The organism is Hymenobacter cellulosilyticus (assembly GCF_022919215.1).
GTDB classification, from domain to species: domain Bacteria; phylum Bacteroidota; class Bacteroidia; order Cytophagales; family Hymenobacteraceae; genus Hymenobacter; species Hymenobacter cellulosilyticus.
This window is the reverse complement of record NZ_CP095046.1, coordinates 4,185,380-4,200,567: the sequence shown is the minus strand read 5'-3', so window position 1 is coordinate 4,200,567 and position 15,188 is coordinate 4,185,380. Positions and strand designations below refer to the sequence as shown.

At 60.1% G+C, this 15,188-nt stretch carries 15 protein-coding genes; 4 read left to right on the top strand and 11 right to left on the bottom strand.

Annotation, left to right across the window (positions count from 1 at the left end; genetic code table 11):
* Window positions 1-223: 223 nt before the first annotated feature.
* The 3 genes from MUN79_RS20700 to MUN79_RS20690 all read left to right on the top strand — a co-directional run bounded on the left by MUN79_RS20700 (window position 224) and on the right by MUN79_RS20690 (window position 5,028).
* Complete coding sequence (locus tag MUN79_RS20700; protein ID WP_244674480.1) at window positions 224-871, top strand: hypothetical protein; 648 nt, start codon at window positions 224-226, stop codon at window positions 869-871.
* Window positions 868-2,811 carry a glycosyl hydrolase family 18 protein gene (locus MUN79_RS20695; protein ID WP_244674479.1) on the top strand — a complete coding sequence of 648 codons (1,944 nt, stop codon included), beginning with the start codon at window positions 868-870 and terminating at the stop codon, window positions 2,809-2,811. Before MUN79_RS20700 ends, MUN79_RS20695 begins: the two co-directional genes overlap by 4 nt.
* A 66-nt stretch (window positions 2,812-2,877) precedes the next feature.
* A complete protein-coding gene (locus tag MUN79_RS20690) occupies window positions 2,878-5,028 on the top strand; it encodes an Ig-like domain-containing protein (protein ID WP_244674478.1) in 2,151 nt (716 codons plus the stop codon).
* Between the two features lie 259 nt (window positions 5,029-5,287).
* Here the strand turns inward: MUN79_RS20690 and MUN79_RS20685 are convergent, their stop codons facing one another.
* The 4 genes from MUN79_RS20685 to MUN79_RS20670 form a co-directional block, all read right to left on the bottom strand.
* On the bottom strand, window positions 5,288-7,270 hold the full coding sequence (locus MUN79_RS20685) for an AAA domain-containing protein (RefSeq protein WP_244674477.1): 1,983 nt from the start codon (window positions 7,268-7,270) through the stop codon (window positions 5,288-5,290).
* 97 nt (window positions 7,271-7,367) lie between these two features.
* Complete coding sequence (locus tag MUN79_RS20680) at window positions 7,368-7,901, bottom strand: hypothetical protein (protein WP_244674476.1); 534 nt, start codon at window positions 7,899-7,901, stop codon at window positions 7,368-7,370.
* A 214-nt stretch (window positions 7,902-8,115) separates the two neighbouring features.
* A complete protein-coding gene (locus MUN79_RS20675; RefSeq protein WP_244674475.1) occupies window positions 8,116-8,706 on the bottom strand; it encodes a hypothetical protein in 591 nt (196 codons plus the stop codon).
* A gap of 88 nt (window positions 8,707-8,794) precedes the next feature.
* Entirely contained in the window at window positions 8,795-9,436 is a 642-nt protein-coding gene (locus MUN79_RS20670) for a hypothetical protein (RefSeq protein ID WP_244674474.1), read from the bottom strand.
* A 236-nt stretch (window positions 9,437-9,672) separates the two neighbouring features.
* Between MUN79_RS20670 and MUN79_RS20665 the strand changes: the two genes are divergently transcribed.
* Entirely contained in the window at window positions 9,673-10,608 is a 936-nt protein-coding gene (locus MUN79_RS20665; RefSeq protein ID WP_244674473.1) for an alpha/beta fold hydrolase, read from the top strand.
* Window positions 10,609-10,809: 201 nt separating this feature from the next.
* On the opposite strand, the gene MUN79_RS20660 is transcribed toward MUN79_RS20665, so the two are convergent.
* The 7 genes from MUN79_RS20660 to MUN79_RS20630 all read right to left on the bottom strand — a co-directional run bounded on the left by MUN79_RS20660 (window position 10,810) and on the right by MUN79_RS20630 (window position 14,928).
* Window positions 10,810-11,214, bottom strand: a complete 405-nt coding sequence (locus MUN79_RS20660; RefSeq protein ID WP_244674472.1) for a hypothetical protein — start codon at window positions 11,212-11,214, stop codon at window positions 10,810-10,812.
* Between the two features lies 1 nt (window position 11,215).
* A complete protein-coding gene (locus MUN79_RS20655) occupies window positions 11,216-11,587 on the bottom strand; it encodes a hypothetical protein (protein ID WP_244674471.1) in 372 nt (123 codons plus the stop codon).
* 53 nt (window positions 11,588-11,640) lie between these two features.
* Complete coding sequence (locus MUN79_RS20650) at window positions 11,641-12,069, bottom strand: DUF1810 domain-containing protein (protein WP_244674470.1); 429 nt, start codon at window positions 12,067-12,069, stop codon at window positions 11,641-11,643.
* Window positions 12,070-12,123: 54 nt separating this feature from the next.
* Window positions 12,124-12,621 (bottom strand): PPC domain-containing DNA-binding protein, encoded by a 498-nt coding sequence (locus MUN79_RS20645; RefSeq protein ID WP_244674469.1) that lies wholly within the window; start codon window positions 12,619-12,621, stop codon window positions 12,124-12,126.
* Window positions 12,622-12,751: 130 nt separating this feature from the next.
* Window positions 12,752-13,618 carry an aldo/keto reductase gene (locus MUN79_RS20640; RefSeq protein ID WP_244674468.1) on the bottom strand — a complete coding sequence of 289 codons (867 nt, stop codon included), beginning with the start codon at window positions 13,616-13,618 and terminating at the stop codon, window positions 12,752-12,754.
* A 147-nt stretch (window positions 13,619-13,765) separates the two neighbouring features.
* A complete protein-coding gene (locus MUN79_RS20635) occupies window positions 13,766-14,116 on the bottom strand; it encodes a hypothetical protein (protein ID WP_244674467.1) in 351 nt (116 codons plus the stop codon).
* A gap of 224 nt (window positions 14,117-14,340) precedes the next feature.
* Window positions 14,341-14,928, bottom strand: coding sequence for a hypothetical protein (locus MUN79_RS20630; protein ID WP_244674466.1), 588 nt, complete (start codon window positions 14,926-14,928; stop codon window positions 14,341-14,343).
* Between the last annotated feature and the right edge of the window lie 260 nt (window positions 14,929-15,188).

The window sequence follows — 15,188 nt, the reverse complement described above, 5'->3', positions numbered from 1 at the left end:
AATCTGAGTTCCCGGGCCTTACCCCGCGGCCTACGTTTGCCTAAGCAACTCATTTGGTAGCCATTCTGGTCCCGCCGCGACGGGGTCCCGGCCGGTTGTTGCCCCTCGCCCAACCGGCACTACCCGCCCCGCACTCTTGCGGGGCCGCAAGAACCTAGCGCAACTTCCGCGGCATTCATTGCTGCTGGATTTTTGGATTCCCCATCTAACCCCATTCACAGCTATGAAAACTCTTACGATGCTTCGGCTAGCCGAAGCCCGGCCCCGCCTTGCCCAAAAGGCTGCCCCGGCCAAGCGCCTGCTAGGTCTGCTCGCCCTGCTGCTTTGTCTGTTACCCGGCGTGCTGCAGGCCCAGGTTAGCCCTACTGTGCCCAAGAAGCGTACCGACCACAACAAGCAGATTATCGGCTACCTGACCCAGTGGGGGCCCTGGAAGGACATTCCGGGCCTGATTCCCAAGGGCAGCCTCAACCAGCTGAACGTGGACTACTCCCAGTACACGATTCTGAACTTCTCCTTTTTTGGGGTGGCCGTCGACGGCTCCATTCACAGCGGCGACTACCGCAACCCCAACATTGCCCAGCCCGGCTCGGTGCAGCAGCCGGCCCCGCTCGTCAACTCCGACACCTACAGCAGCTGGGATTTGTATTTGCTGCAGGGCGAGCTGGAGCTGGTGCAGTACATTTCCGACGGCAGCTACGCCTACTCGTTGGGCTACCGCAACGCGGCGGGCGGCTGGACGAACGTGAATACTGGGGCTACGGGCACGTTTCCGCTGGCTATTCGCAAGCAGAATGGCCGGCTCGGCCTCATCGACCTGGCCCATCAGCAGGGCGTGAAGGTCATGGCCTCCATTGGGGCTGGAGCATGAGTAAGCACTTCGGCGACATGGCTGCCGACCCCACTAAGCGGGCCCGCTTCGTGAGCGACTGTCAGAAGCTCATTGCCCTGGGCTTCGACGGCATTGATTTGGACTGGGAATACCCCGGGCAGGAAGGCATGAACTTCGTCGGCCAGGCCCAGGACTACCCCAATTTTGCCGTGCTGGTAGAAGCCATCCGGGCGGCCGTGGGGCCCAATAAGCTGATTACGGCCGCCTTTACGGCCGTGCCGTCGCGCTTCAGCCAGTTCGACTGGGTTCGGCTGAGCCGGTCGATGGACTACTTCAACTTCATGACCTACGACTACAACGGGGGCTGGTCGACCAAGGCCGGGCACAACTCCCCGCTGTTTGACTACCCCGGCGCCGAGGCCGCCAATTTCTCCTTGGATGCCACCACCAAGGGCATCAAGGCGGCCGGCATTCCGCTGAACAAGGTGAATCTGGGCGTGGCTTTCTACGGCCGGGGCGTGGTAACCAGCGGCCCGGCGGCCCTGAACGCGCCCACCGTGAAACGGCCCGAAACCGTGACGCCCGACGGTCAGGTCTCGACCAGCGCCGACTTTACCAACTGGCCCAAGGACGTGTGGGACGGTACGCCCAACTACCAGGCCATTGTGGCCCAGACGGCCAACTGGACCGAATTCTGGGACGATAACGCCAAGGTGCCCTACAAAACCAACGGCACCTACTTCCTGAGCTACGACAACGAACGGTCGGTGGGCCTGAAGGCGCAGTACGTGAAAGACCAGCAGCTGGCCGGCGTCATCGTCTGGTCGGCCAGCGGCGACTGGCTGGATCTGGCCAGTAATACCACGACCTACGGCGGCAAGCTGGTGTTCAGTCCCAATACCAAGGCCCCGCTGGTCAACAAGCTCAACGAAGTATTCGCCTCAGGCACGGCAACCAATACACCGCCGACGGTGAGCCTGACCGGGCCAGCCAACAACGCCAGCTTCGCAGCTCCAGCCAGCATTACCCTAACGGCCACTGCGGCAGATGCCAACGGCACGGTCAGCAAGGTGGAGTTCTACAATGGCTCAACGTTGCTTGGGACAGATACTTCTAGCCCCTATAGCTACAGCTGGACCGGTGTAGCAGCGGGCACCTATTCGCTCACGGCCAGAGCCACGGACAACGCTGGCGCTGTGACGACCTCAGCGGCCGTAACGGTGACCGTCACCGGCAGCACTACTACCAACACGCCGCCCACGGTCAGCCTGACAGGCCCAGCTAGTGGTACTGCCTACACGGCCCCGGCTAGCATTACTATTACGGCTAATGCGGCCGATGCCAATGGCACGGTGAGCAAAGTCGAGTTCTTCCAGGGTACCACCAAGCTGGGCGAAGACCTGACGGCACCCTACAGTTTCAGCTGGACGGGTGTGGCTGCGGGTACCTACTCGATTACGGCCCGGGCTACTGATAATGCCGGAGCTGTGACAACCTCGGCAGCAGTGAGCGTGACGGTGACCGGCAGCTCGACGGGAGGCTGCACGGTAGCGGCGTGGTCGCCGACGGCCGTGTACACGAAGGACATGCAGGCCAGCCGCAACGGCAATGTGTATGTGGCCAAGTGGTGGACGCAGAACGAGGACCCGCTCACGGCCAGCTGCCAGTACTGCCCCTGGCAGCTCGTGGGCCCCTGCGCCAGTGCCCGCACGGCCGCTCCCGCCAGCCTGGCTTCCGAGGCGCTGACGGTTTACCCCAACCCGGTGCTGACTGGCAACAAACTTACCCTGGACCTGGGCCGGCACTACGAACAAGTGGAGCTGGAGCTGACCGGCATCAGCGGGGGCAAGCCCTACAAGGTAGCCGCCAAAAACACGCGTACCGTCGAGCTGGTCTTGCCGGCCCTGCCCAAGGGCGTGCTGGTGCTGCAGGTGCGGGCCGACGGCCAGACTTTCACCAAGCGCCTGCTCAATGAATAGTTCTATGGGGAAGCTCTGCGCGGGCTTCCCTTTTTTTCTTTTCCCAACCAACTCTTTCCTACCACTATGAAAACACGCAAACTATTACCGCCGCACCAGTCTGCCCCGCTGGGGCGTAAAAAGTCGTTGCTGCGGCTGCTGGCCTTCTTTTTCGTGCTGCTGACCTGCGGCTTTGACGCCGCGGCCCAGAGCCGGGTAATCGTGGGCTACTTCCACAACTGGAACAACGCCAGCGCGCCCTACATCCGCCTCCGCGACGTGGATTCGCGCTACAACGTCATTGACATTGCCTTTGCCACGCCCGTGGCCTATGGCGACATGACCATGACCTTCACCCCGACCCAGCAGTCTAAAGCGGAGTTTATTGCCGACATCCGCACCCTGCAAAGCCAGGGGCGCAAGGTGCTGATTTCGATAGGCGGGGCCGATGCCCCCGTGGAGCTCAACACCACCGCCGATAAGGATAAGTTCGTCACCTCGATGAAAGCCATTATCACCGAGTACGGCTTCGACGGGTTCGATATTGACCTGGAAGGCACCTCGGTTATCCTGAACTCCGGCGACACCAACTTCAAAAACTCTACCACGCCCAAGATCAACAACCTGGTGACGGCCGCCCGGGAACTCACCACGTTTTTTCGGGGGCAAGGCAAAGATTTCTGGCTGACTTCGGCCCCGGAGGTGCAGTACGTGCAGGGCGGCTACGGTAACTACGGCACGGCCTTCGGCGGCTACCTGCCCATTCTTTACGGCCTGCGCGACTTGCTCACCTTCGTGCACGTGCAGTACTACAACACTGGTTCTCAGAACGCGCTGGACGATAAAATCTACGGGCAGGGCACGGCCGACTTTATCGTGGCCATGACTGACATGCTGCTCAAGGGCTTTCCGGTAGCCCGCAACGCGGCTAATTTCTTTCCCGCCCTGCGCCAGGATCAGGTAGCCTTCGGCCTGCCCGCCACTGGCAACGGCGCGGCCCCCGCCGGCGGCTATGTAACCCCCGCCGACGTGACCAAGGCCCTGAACTACCTGGTCAAAGGCATAAGCTACGGCGGACAGTACGTGCTCAACACCACTTACCCCAACCTGCGGGGCATCATGACGTGGTCGATAAACTGGGACAAAACCCAGAATTACTCCTTCGTTACCAATGCCTACAACTTCTTCAGTACCCTGAACACCGGCAACAACACGCCGCCGACTGTGAGTTTGACGGGCCCAGCCAACAATGCCACGTTTGCCGCTCCGGCCAGCATTACCCTAACGGCCACTGCGGCAGATGCCAACGGCACGGTCAGCAAGGTGGAGTTCTACAATGGCTCAACGTTGCTCGGGACGGATACTTCCAGCCCTTACAGCTACAGCTGGACGGGCGTAGCCGCGGGTACCTATTCGCTCACGGCCAGAGCCACGGACAATGCCGGGTCAGCCACAACTTCGGCCGTCGTAACGGTGACCGTCACCGGCAGCACCACTACCAATACGCCGCCCACGGTCAGCCTGACAGGCCCAGCTAGTGGTGCTGCCTACACAGCCCCGGCCAGCATTACCATTACGGCTAATGCGGCCGATGCCAATGGCACGGTGAGCAAAGTCGAGTTCTTCCAGGGTACCACCAAGCTGGGCGAAGACCTGACGGCACCCTACAGTTTCAGCTGGACGGGTGTGGCTGCGGGTACCTACTCGATTACGGCCCGGGCTACCGATAATGCCGGGGCTGTGACGACCTCGGCGGCAGTGAGCGTGACGGTGACAGGCGGCTCGACGGGGGGCTGCACGGTAGCGGCCTGGTCAGCGACGGCCGTGTACACGAAGGACATGCAGGCCAGTCGCAACGGCAATGTGTACGTGGCCAAGTGGTGGACCCAGAACGAGGATCCGCTCACGGCCAGCTGCCAGTACTGCCCCTGGCAGCTCGTGGGCCCCTGCGCCAGTGCCCGTACTGCCGCTCCCGCCGATGTAGTATCCGCCCAAACCGCTGAGCTGCGGGTGTATCCAAACCCGGCTCAGGGTTCGGCACTGACGGTGGAGTTGGGCCGTAGCTACGAGCAGGTAACGGTTGTTGTCGTCAGTGACCGGGGCCGCGAGGTCAGCCGGGCTACGTACCAGAACGTGACGAGCCTGCAGTTGCCCGCCACGAAGCTACCCAAAGGCCTGCTCGTGCTACGGATAACGGCCGACGGCAAGACGCTGACCAAGCGGATTATGAATCAGTAAGGCTTTGGATTATCAGTTAATGAAAAGGGCACCCACTGTGGGTGCCCTTTTTAGTTGGGTATTAGTGAAGAGGGAAGGCAACATAACTACGGGTCATTGCGAGGCGCAGCCGTGGCAATCCGTCCTCTGAAATGTGCTGAGCGACCTTAAGTGAAAAGCCCTAACTCCTGAGCAGGTATTAGGGCTTTCTGGTAAAAGGTCATTTCGTACTGCGCAGAGGAAGGATTGCTTCGCTCTGCTCGCAAGGACACGTGGTTTATTACTGCAATTCCCAAGCCGTGCGGTAGGCCCCGATGCTTTCCACGTAGTCCAGGAAGGCTTTGTAGAAGGGGTGGGAGCCGAGCGTCGAGGAGTCGCCGACGATGAGCAGCTTGCGGCGGGCTCGGGTCATGCCCACGTTCATGCGGCGAATGTCCGAGAGAAAGCCGATTTCGCTCTGGGCGTTGCTGCGGGTGAGGCTGATGGCAATAATGTCGCGCTCCTGGCCCTGAAACGAGTCGACGGTGCCGATGCTGAGCATGCGGTGCTCCATGAGGCCCACCAGCTCGTCGTTGTCTTCCACCGCGTCCTTGAGGTAGTTGATCTGGGCGCGGTAGGGGGCAATAACACCGATGGTGAGCAGGTCGTTTTCGTGGTCGGCCGCGTCGTACACCTCTAGCAGTTGGGAAAGGCGCTTGAGCAGTAGGTCGGCCTCTTCGGGGTTGGCAATAGAGCGGCTTTCCTCGATACCCAACTCCTGGAAGCCAAAGCCGGCAGTGTCGAGAAACTCCACCGGCAGGTCGGGGGCAAAGCGCAGGTCGTAGTCGGGCAAGTCGGCGTGGGCCACGCTGGGTGCGGCTTTCAGGCGGCCTTCGTAGAATTGCTCGGAGCTAAACTCCATGATCTGCTCGTGCATGCGGTACTGCACTTCCAGCATGCGGGCCGAGTCGGGCTGGCGCTTGATGCACTTTTCGAACAAGGTTTCCCGCAAGCCTTCCCGGGCGGCCTGCTCACTTTTCACCGTGGGCGGCAGCTGCTGATGGTCGCCGGCCAGCACCACACGGTTGCCCTTGGTTATCGGAATCCAGCAGCCGGGCTCCAGGGCCTGGGCCGCCTCATCGATAAACACGGTTTCGTAGGTCAGGTGGCGAATAGCGCGGTTCGAGGCGCCCACGAGGGTACAGGTAATGACCTGCACTTTGTCGAGCAAGTCCTCGGTGATGTAGCGCTCCAGGTTGTCGGAGTCCTGCAACATCTGGTGGGCCATTTCCTTAAGCAGGCGGCGCTGCTCGCGCTCCTCCCAGCCGAAGTGACGCTTAAACTTGCCGGCCTGCTCGCGGTACTGCTCGGCGGTCTGGCGCATGCTTTTCAGCTCCCCGTAGCTCTTGTGCTCCATAATCTGGGCGTCGAGCGTGTGGTGCAAAAGCAGGTCCGACACGCGCGAGGGGTTGCCCATGCGAATCACGTTGACGCCCCGCTCAGCCAGCTTTTCGGTCAGCAGGTCCACGGCCGTATTCGAGGGCGCGCATACCAGCACCCGCCGCTCGCGCCGGATGGTTTCCAGAATGGCCTGCACCAGCGTGGTAGTTTTGCCGGTGCCGGGCGGGCCGTGAATAATGGCCACGTCCTTGGCCGCCAGCACGTGGCGCACGGCCGCCAGCTGCGACTCATTCAGGGGCGAAGGGTAGTAGAGTGTAGCTTCCGATTCGTCGCGGTAGCGGGCGGGCTTGGCACCCAGCAGCACGTCGCGCAGCTCGGCCAGGCGGCTTTCGTAGGCGCCCATCACCTTGCCCAGGGCGTGCTCCATTTCCCGGTAGCTTACCTCATCAAAGGTCAGGTCCACGCCCAGCTTGCCGTCGTCGACCCAGTCGGGCAGGTCTTCCTTGTTGGTGGCCAGCAGAATTTTATTGCGCTTCACGCTGGTAATCACGCCCGAGAGCGTGGGGCGGTCGGAAGCGGCGCGGCCGGGGATGTTGCCAAACAAAGCCGCGTTTTTGCCGACCTGAAACAGGTGCAGGCCGCCCTGGCCCGCGGGCCGCTCGATTTCCAGCACCAGCTTGCCGCCAAAGCCAATTTCTTCCTGGGTGATTTTAACCGGGTACCAGGTCAGGCCGCGCTTCTGACGCTCGGCAATGGTGGCCTGGGCACTCTTGATTTTAAACTGTTCGAGGTCCTCTTTCTGCTCGAGCTTCATGAGGGCCTGCACCTTACGCAGCTCTTTCTCGATGGCGTAAGGGTCGGTATACGTGGGTTGTTCAGACAAAAGGGTAGTCGTTATGAAGTCCGCTATAACAACGGAAACGGCAAAATGGTGGCCGAAGGTCGGGGAGTTTTTTGAATACCAGCAGTTGAGCCCCTCATCAGTTATAATCGCTATGCTGGTTGTAGACCCGCGCTATTTTGCCATCCGGGCTGAAGACAAATAAATATTTATCCGATTGGTCGAAGGTGGTAAGCACATTCCGGTAGGTTAGCGGCCCCTCATCCAAGTCGCTTATTTCAGCTTGGAGCATGTTGTTATGCAGCCGAGAAAACATAATAATTAGGCAGCCCCTGGTTGCCTGGGAGCCGGGGGTAAGTGTGGCAGCTAGAGATGAGTAAATGGGTTTATGCCAGGCTGCCCTTGATAAAGAGTCAATGAGGCGACTCTCCTGCCGGGTCCGGGCATAGTGCTGAGCGGGGTCCAAGGCCTCAAAAAAAGCTGCTTGATCTGGCGCTACAAGGCTGTCAAACACTATTACGCAGGAGCGTTGCCACTTTTTCAGATCTGGGCTGTCAAGAATGTGGCGGTAGGCTGTCTGGTAAAGTTTGGCTGGTACAGCAGAAGGAGCCTGCGCAAAGCTGGGAGCGGATAGTAGCAAAAGGCAAATAGCTATTCCAAAAGCCTTGTTCACGGCGGTAGACTTTAAAGTTGGGCTCCTGTCGCCCGCAGTAGCTGCGTCAATAAAGCCGCTTCTCTTTGTTCCTGCAGCATCTTAGACTGCCGCAGCTGCTGAAGAAAAGCGGATAGTTAAGGCTGGAGCAACGGCTGAGCAGTGCTTCTCCTAAAACCAGCTCAATCAGTTAGCAGTGTTACTTACACTCTGGCCCCATTCCTGACGCACCGCTTTATTCGTAGTTCAGCACCTTGGTATAATACCGCTTCACCTTGCCGTCGGGGCTAAACAGGAGCAGATAGCGCACGGTTTTAGTTGTCGAGGACAGAACATCCCGCACCCGGGCGCCCCCTTCCGCATTGGTGCTGACCTCCGCCAGTAGCATGTTTTTGCTTAGCCGGGAGAAAAGCACCACGCTGCAGCCTTTGCCGGCACCGGAAGCGGTGGTCAGCTTCGCGGCCAGGGGCGAATACAAGGGCTTGTGCGAGGTGCGCTCATCCACGCGAAACAGGGAATCCAGCAGCTGTACCTGGGGAAAGGTCTGGGGAAAATTCCATTCAGTCCGCAGCGCTTCGTTGAAGGTGACAAGGTCCTGAAAAACCAGGCTGTCGAACACGGCCACGCAGGGCTGGCGAAATTCCTCAAACTCCGGGCTGCGCAGAATATGCTGGTAGGCCGTCTGGTAGAGCTGGGCCGGGGTGGCCGCGGCGGCTGGGGCCGCGGTACGGGTTCGGGCCCGGGGGCGTTTCCGAGCTTGGGCCTCACTTTGAAAAGGTAGGGCCAGCAGTAAGCTAACCCCGAGAATCCAGGCAAAAACTTTCATTGATTTTCGGTGGGCAGCCGGTTGTATTGAGGTGGACTGCCCGGAGCCAAGATAGAGGCTTTCCGCTAAGCATTGCTGCCTTCAAGCACTATTCCATGCCCGAAGAGCTCAGCTTTTGAGGGCCGCGCCGAACCCGGGTCCGTTTGCCAAGTGCCCCGCCGCAGAGCGTACTGACGAAAAACTCGCGGGCAATGACGTGGCTGCGGCCAATGAGCAGGAGCCGATCAGGGGGCGTTGCTGAAATCCGGATCGGCGGCTCGTGCCCGTAAGTTTCTACCCCGTAGTGGGCGCAGATGTCGGCCACGGCCTGGGCCACCGGAATGGGCACACCGCTCAGAATAAGGCCGCCGGTGCGCGGCAGGTCGGTCCGTATGTTGTGAGCGTGCAGCCGCTTCCACCACATGGTGTGGGCCGCCGCGGGGAAGTCGTACCACTCGCCGGCCTGGGTTTGGAGTTCCTGACGGATGGCGGCCAGCAGGGCAGCGGGAGCCGTCAGGTAGTGCCGGGTAGCTCGGGCCAGCAGGGTGGTAAGGGGCCCTTGGGCATTGCCCAGCAGCGGGTGCTCCTGATGGAAAGACACCGCGCCGCAACTCCCGCGTTGCAGCCGGAAGCTGCGTTTGCCACGAAAGTTAATGCGGTGCACTTCGGTATCGGTGACCAGTTCCGGAAAAGTGCTTTGGGAATACCGAAGCCGTCCGAAAGGATACAGCTGGGTGAAGTGCTCCATCATGCCGGGAAGCTAGCAAGTTTCCGGGGCTACTAATTCTTTGCATATTTTTTTATCCGCCGGTTCTGCTGATGGGCGTTGCCAACCCCCGGTTCACAGCGGCGTATGGGTAGGTATTCCCTTCGGGTTCTGCGTTGCGCGGGAGCCGGAGCGGAAACCTTGCTAACCCGTTATTCCTGACCTCACCCAGTCGCAGCCCGCTTGCATAACCGGCTTGGCGGCCACTCATACCTGTTGCTATGGCATTGCACTACAGTCGGCGCGGCACCGGCCGGGCCCTTCTTTTGGTTCACGGTATCGGCGGCAGCTGGCGCTCCTGGAATCCGATTATCGACGCGCTGGTTGCCGAGCACGACGTTATTGCCGTGGACCTGCCCGGGCACGGGGCCTCGGCACCGCTGGCCGGGCCCCACACCATTAGCACCCTGGCCGACGCACTGACCGACTTTCTGACCGAGCACAACCTGCTGGGCATCGACGCGGTAGGTAGCTCCATGGGCGCCCGACTGGTGCTGGAGCTGGCCCGCCGCGGTGGGGTGGTAGGCGCCGTGGTGTCCCTGGACCCCGGCGGGTTTTGGGAAGGCTGGGAGGTGCCGTTTTTCTACCAGTCCGTGGCCGTGTCGCAGAAGCTGGTGGAGGCTCTGCAGCCCGTGATGCCCGCCCTAATGAGCACGGCTGTGGGGCGCACGGCCCTTCTGCCGCAGTTTTCGGCCCGGCCCTGGGCGCTGGATGCCGACCAGGCCCAGGATGAAATGTACACCATGGGCCACACCCCCGTGTTTGGGGAGTTGCTCGAGGCCCTGGCCCACGGCGAGAAGCAAAAGCCCGCTCCGGCGGGCAGCATTACCGCCCCGCTCGTCATTGGCTGGGGGCGGCAGGATCGGGTGTGCGTGCCCCGGCAGGCCCCACGGGCTTTGGCCAAATTTCCCGACGCCGACCTGTACTGGTTCGACAACTGCGGCCACTTTCCGCAGTGGGACCAGCCCGCCGAAACGGCCCGGTTGATTCTGGCGGTGCTGCGGCGGCAGTCGTTCCGCAAAGAAGATATTGCCCGCCGTCCGGCAGAAATTGCTCTGGCTCCCGCTGTATCCAAGACGGCTGTAGCGGTGGCGGGACTGGCCGCAGTGGCCGCCGGCGTGTGGCTGCTGCGCCGTTTGACACTACCTCGTCGCTAGCTTCCTGTCGTGTAGCCAAGGCTGCACAGAGACAATAGTTAACTGTTTGTAGGTGTGTCGATGCTATAGCCGCTTGGTCTGGCTTGACGCTGAGTAGGTTTCGGGTCCGGGCGTGCCTTCACCGCCGAGCTAGGCTGCCTTGCTTGAAAGTGCGCCTTTGGTGCCCTACGTGTTGGTAAGCAACGGGTGGATGCTGCTAACTTAAAAATGTTCCGTTTTCTTCACTGCGCCAACAGCAACAGGGGCGTATTCACCGTTGTTGCACAGGAATTCGAAGCGTAGGTTTCGATCCTGCTTTTTTAGAAAAAAGTAAGGCTGGCCAGCTTGCTTTTCCAGCGTATCACCGACATGTAGGTACGCTCCTATGAAGTAGGGGCATTCTCCCTTGTGGTAAGTAACAGCCTGTTGATTACTTGGGTCAATACCCTTGAGGGCTAAGGTTCGGCCTGCTGAGGTTTTTTCCCGAATAATTATTCTGAGTTGCTTTTGCCGAAGTTCCGCCACGGTTTCCTCGCAGGACAAGGTTGTTCCACAGGAGGCAAGCAGCAGCGTAGCCAAAGAAAAAAAGTTGAAATTTTTACGCGGGAAGGAGTGCCAGGCCATCATTTCACGCGAAAAAGTCGCTGGAGTCGGTTTGGCTGAAGTACTTGTTCAGGCTGCCCAGGTCGACGAAGATGGGTTGAATAACGCGCATAAAGGCCCGTACGGTCTGCTCCGAATCGGCGTAGAGCAGCAGGCGGGCGTCGGTGGAGTAGCCCTCGATGTGCTCCAGCAGCTCGGGGGCTTCTTCCTCCAGAATGGTCAGGATGTGCTCTTCCCAGGACGGGCCGCCGCCGCCGAAACCGTACTTTTCGAACAGGTAGAAATACCCTTCCAGCGCCGGATCCGCTTCCACGTCGGCCATGATGCCGAATTGAGCATCATCCACGCGCATTTCCGGGGGTAGAGCGAATATTGTGAAGGGGAAGGTGGTTTGCATAAGAACGGTGCAGTGGGCGGGGGCAAAGCTACGCTCAAATGCCGGCCTGGGCTTTAAGCCTGTCCCAGCAGCTGCAGGGTTTTAGTGTCGGCGGCGCCCCCGAAAAACTTGTCGAGCACCTGCTGAAAAACGGGGTCGGCACCGGACAGGGCCCCAAACAGCGTCATCGAGGACTTGAGCTTTATGTCGTCGGGACTGCCCATAATGCGGTTGGCATCAGCGCCGGGCAAGCCGAGTAGGGCCTGGCTGATTTCCACCAACCGGGCCCCCAGCACGGGGTGCTGCCGGTAAGCTTCGGCTTCCTGCTGGTCCCGGATGGCGTAAAATTTAGCAGTTTCGCTAAAGCCCAGGCCCTGAATTTGGGGGAAAATGTACCACATCCAGTGGCTGCGCTTACGCCCGGCTTTGATTTCGGCCAGGGCTGTGGCGTAGTCAGACGATTGGGCGGTGATGAAGCGTTGCAGGTCGGAAGATGAAGGCATAGGAAAGCTGGTTAAGAGGCAGGGTTGATACGCAAAACGGGGCGCTTACGCTGCTTACCAGCTCATCACCGTGGCGCCATTTCGCTCGTCGACCTCCCGAATGAAGCGCTGCGGGTGCACCGTGACGGTAATTTCCACCGAGCCCGTGCCCACTTCCAGGGCTAGAATATGACCGCCATAGGCCGCGAAGGTATTGTCGGTGACTACGCCGTGCAGGTGCAGAGCGGGCTTGTTATCCTTCCAGGCGATGCTGCCGGTGAGGCTGGCTAGCTCGGTGTCGCGCAGGGATTTAGGGTCGTAAGTTTTGGTTTGCTTGTTCCAGAAGCCGAAGGTGGGGTGCACAAAGCCCAAGCCAGTAAGGCTGGCGCCGGAAATCTTTTCCCGGGTAGCCAGCTGCTCCAGTTCCTGCAGCACGTTGTCGCCCTGCCGCAAAACCAGCAGAAAGCCCGTTGGCGTCTTAACGTATTTCGGGGTTGACGCGGGTTGGGCACTGGCGCCGTGAACGGTCAGGGCGGCGCCCAGTGCCAAGCTGAGCGTAAGGAAGTAGTTCATTCGTAGGCGGTTGGTGAACACAGGAATAGGAGGTTAGCTACAAGCTCGGCAAAGCAAAACCCGGCCCGAAGCACTGCAGTAGTACTCCGTACGGACCGGGTTGGGACTAAGGTTGGCTGACGCCGCTGGTTTAGCTGCCGAAGTTTTCGAGCTCGGCCATGTCTTCGGCCGAAAGCTGGATGTCGGCGGCCTTTACGTTTTCCTCCAGGTGTTTCACTTTCGAGGTGCCCGGAATCAGCAGAATGTTGGGCGAGCGGTGCAAGAGCCAGTTCAGGGCCACTTGCTGCTTGCTGGCGCCGTACTTGTCGCCAATCTGGGCCAGCTTGCTCAGGGCCTGCTCATTGCCGCCGGCCAGCGGGTACCACGGAATGAAGGCCAGACCGTTTTGCTCGCAGAATTCTAGCTCAGCTTCCCACTTGCGGTTGTCGACACTGTACATGTTCTGCACCGATACCACTTTCACGTACTGCTGGGCCTGCTGAATCTGCTCCACCGTTACTTCCGACAGTCCAATATGCTTGATCAGACCGTCTTCCTGGGCCTTTTGCAGGAACTCCAGGGTTTTCTCGAACGGCACGTTCGGGTCGACGCGGTGCAGCTGGTAGAGGTCAATCTGGTCTAGCTTCAGGCGTTGCAAGCTGCCTTCCAGGGCTTCCTTAAGGTGTTCGGGGCTGGAGTCAATGGGCCACTGGTTGGGACCGGTGCGCAGCAGGCCGCCCTTGGTGCCGATAATCAGGCCCTGGGCGTAGGGGTGCAGAGCCTCGGCAATCAGCTCCTCCGACACGTTGGGGCCGTAGCTGTCGGCCGTATCAATAAAGTTGACGCCCAGCTCCACGGCGCGCTGCAGCACCCGGATAGACTCGTCGTGGTCCTGGGGCGGGCCCCAGATTCCGTCGCCGGTGATGCGCATGGCGCCGTAGCCCATGCGGTTAACGGTCAGGTCGCCACCCAGGGCAAAGGTTTTGGCGGGAGCGGGGTTGGTGCTTTGGTTAGTCATTGGATGTGGTTGTAAAAAGTAGATGCACTACGGCAGACGGATAACCCGCCCAAATACCGTGTCTCAACAACTATCCAAAGCATCAAAAGTCTTGGTTTGCTTTCAGTATTTATAAGTATGATGCTATAAATAAGGTAGATAAAATCATCAGGCGGCAAAGTTTCGGTTGCAGCCGGCGCAGCGGTAGAGCGTGGTACCGGCGTAATACAGGCGCTGCCAGAAGCTACGCTGCTCCAGCGGCTGGGTGTCGGTGCTGCCGCAGCGCGGGCAGCGCAGCACTGCCACGGCGGCACGCTGGGCCTCGAAGCGTGCTACCAGCTCCCGGGCCGCTGCCGCATCGGTTTCCTCAATGAGCAGCTGGTACCAGATTCCGTCGCCGAACGGAAAGGAGGGTGGGCCGCAGGTCTTGACCAGCGCGCTTATTTCGGCTTCCAGCAGTTCGTTATACAGCTGCACCGCCTCCGCGTAGGTCAGGTATTGGGCGGCGGGAACGAGCATGGAGTGTGGTATTTACATTATTTGTCGTCTGTCATCCTGAGCACAGCGAAGGACCTGCCTCCATGTTGTGCCGAGGCTAGTTCAATGCCCGAAACCCTTGTGCTTATGCAGGTACCAAAGGCTTCAGCGCAATGAATGAAGTTTATCACCCAACTGAGGTAGGTCCTTCGCTGTGCTCAGGATGACAGACGAGGATAAAAACGAGTTATTCGGCAAAGTTCCGGCTACCGGCGCGCACCGCGGCGGGCGGGCCGCACCTGCCCGCGCAGCTTGTAGATGTACCACAGCAGCAGGATGCTCAGGGCGGCCAGACCGGCGGCAATCAGCTCCCGGCTTACGCGGGCATCGGCTGCTTCCTGAGCGGCCGCCTGGGCTTCCTGCAGCTTCTTTTCGCGCTGCTTGTCCCGGATCTGCAGGTTCTGAATCTGGTTTTCCAGGTCGTAGAACCGCTCCCGGGTCATCGACTGGTCGCCGCGGGCCACCGTCACCTGGCGCTCGGCCTGGGTTTTCTCGGCTACAATGGTGGCCGTGCGCCGAATCGACGACTCCTTCAGCGCCTTTACGATTTCGGTGTCCTTGCGAATAATACCTTTCAATGCATCCACTACTTCCTGCAGGTCCTTTTTGGAGGGCTTGTCGGCCAGAAACGCATTGCGCTGGGCGCTGGCTTCCTCGTACTGCCGGATCAAAGCCTCGCGCTCCTTAATCAGGGGCGTCAGCGGGTCGGGCTGGGTGGTCGTGGGAGCCGGCGTTTGAGCGTGGGCCGGCAGCATTGCCAGCAACAGCAGGAAGGAGAAAAGGCACTTCATCATGGAGCAAAGTAACGAGGAAGCGCCCGGATGGTTTGCAATGGGGTTACTAGGCGAATATTAGAGAGTGCGCCGACGGGTTTACTACCGGTCATTGCGAGGCGGAGCCGAAGCAATCCGTCCTCTGAGATGTGCTGAGCGACCTGAAGTGAAAAGCAAAAGCCCTTTCCTATTCGCTACGGGAAAGGGCTTTCTGGTAAAAGAGCGGGACTACCTGCGCAGAGGACGGATTGCTTCGGCCTTCGGCCTCGCAATGACACGGG

Excerpts from the sequence above, each read along its gene's own strand:
- MUN79_RS20700 (WP_244674480.1), top strand. The coding sequence starts at position 224 with ATGAAAACTCTTACGATGCTTCGGCTAGCCGAAGCCCGGCCCCGCCTT.
- MUN79_RS20695 (WP_244674479.1), top strand. The coding sequence starts at position 868 with ATGAGTAAGCACTTCGGCGACATGGCTGCCGACCCCACTAAGCGGGCC.
- MUN79_RS20690 (WP_244674478.1), top strand. The coding sequence starts at position 2,878 with ATGAAAACACGCAAACTATTACCGCCGCACCAGTCTGCCCCGCTGGGG.
- MUN79_RS20675 (WP_244674475.1), bottom strand. The coding sequence starts at position 8,706 with ATGAAAGTTTTTGCCTGGATTCTCGGGGTTAGCTTACTGCTGGCCCTA.
- MUN79_RS20670 (WP_244674474.1), bottom strand. The coding sequence starts at position 9,436 with ATGATGGAGCACTTCACCCAGCTGTATCCTTTCGGACGGCTTCGGTAT.
- MUN79_RS20665 (WP_244674473.1), top strand. The coding sequence starts at position 9,673 with ATGGCATTGCACTACAGTCGGCGCGGCACCGGCCGGGCCCTTCTTTTG.
- MUN79_RS20660 (WP_244674472.1), bottom strand. The coding sequence starts at position 11,214 with ATGATGGCCTGGCACTCCTTCCCGCGTAAAAATTTCAACTTTTTTTCT.
- MUN79_RS20655 (WP_244674471.1), bottom strand. The coding sequence starts at position 11,587 with ATGCAAACCACCTTCCCCTTCACAATATTCGCTCTACCCCCGGAAATG.
- MUN79_RS20650 (WP_244674470.1), bottom strand. The coding sequence starts at position 12,069 with ATGCCTTCATCTTCCGACCTGCAACGCTTCATCACCGCCCAATCGTCT.
- MUN79_RS20645 (WP_244674469.1), bottom strand. The coding sequence starts at position 12,621 with ATGAACTACTTCCTTACGCTCAGCTTGGCACTGGGCGCCGCCCTGACC.
- MUN79_RS20640 (WP_244674468.1), bottom strand. The coding sequence starts at position 13,618 with ATGACTAACCAAAGCACCAACCCCGCTCCCGCCAAAACCTTTGCCCTG.
- MUN79_RS20635 (WP_244674467.1), bottom strand. The coding sequence starts at position 14,116 with ATGCTCGTTCCCGCCGCCCAATACCTGACCTACGCGGAGGCGGTGCAG.
- MUN79_RS20630 (WP_244674466.1), bottom strand. The coding sequence starts at position 14,928 with ATGATGAAGTGCCTTTTCTCCTTCCTGCTGTTGCTGGCAATGCTGCCG.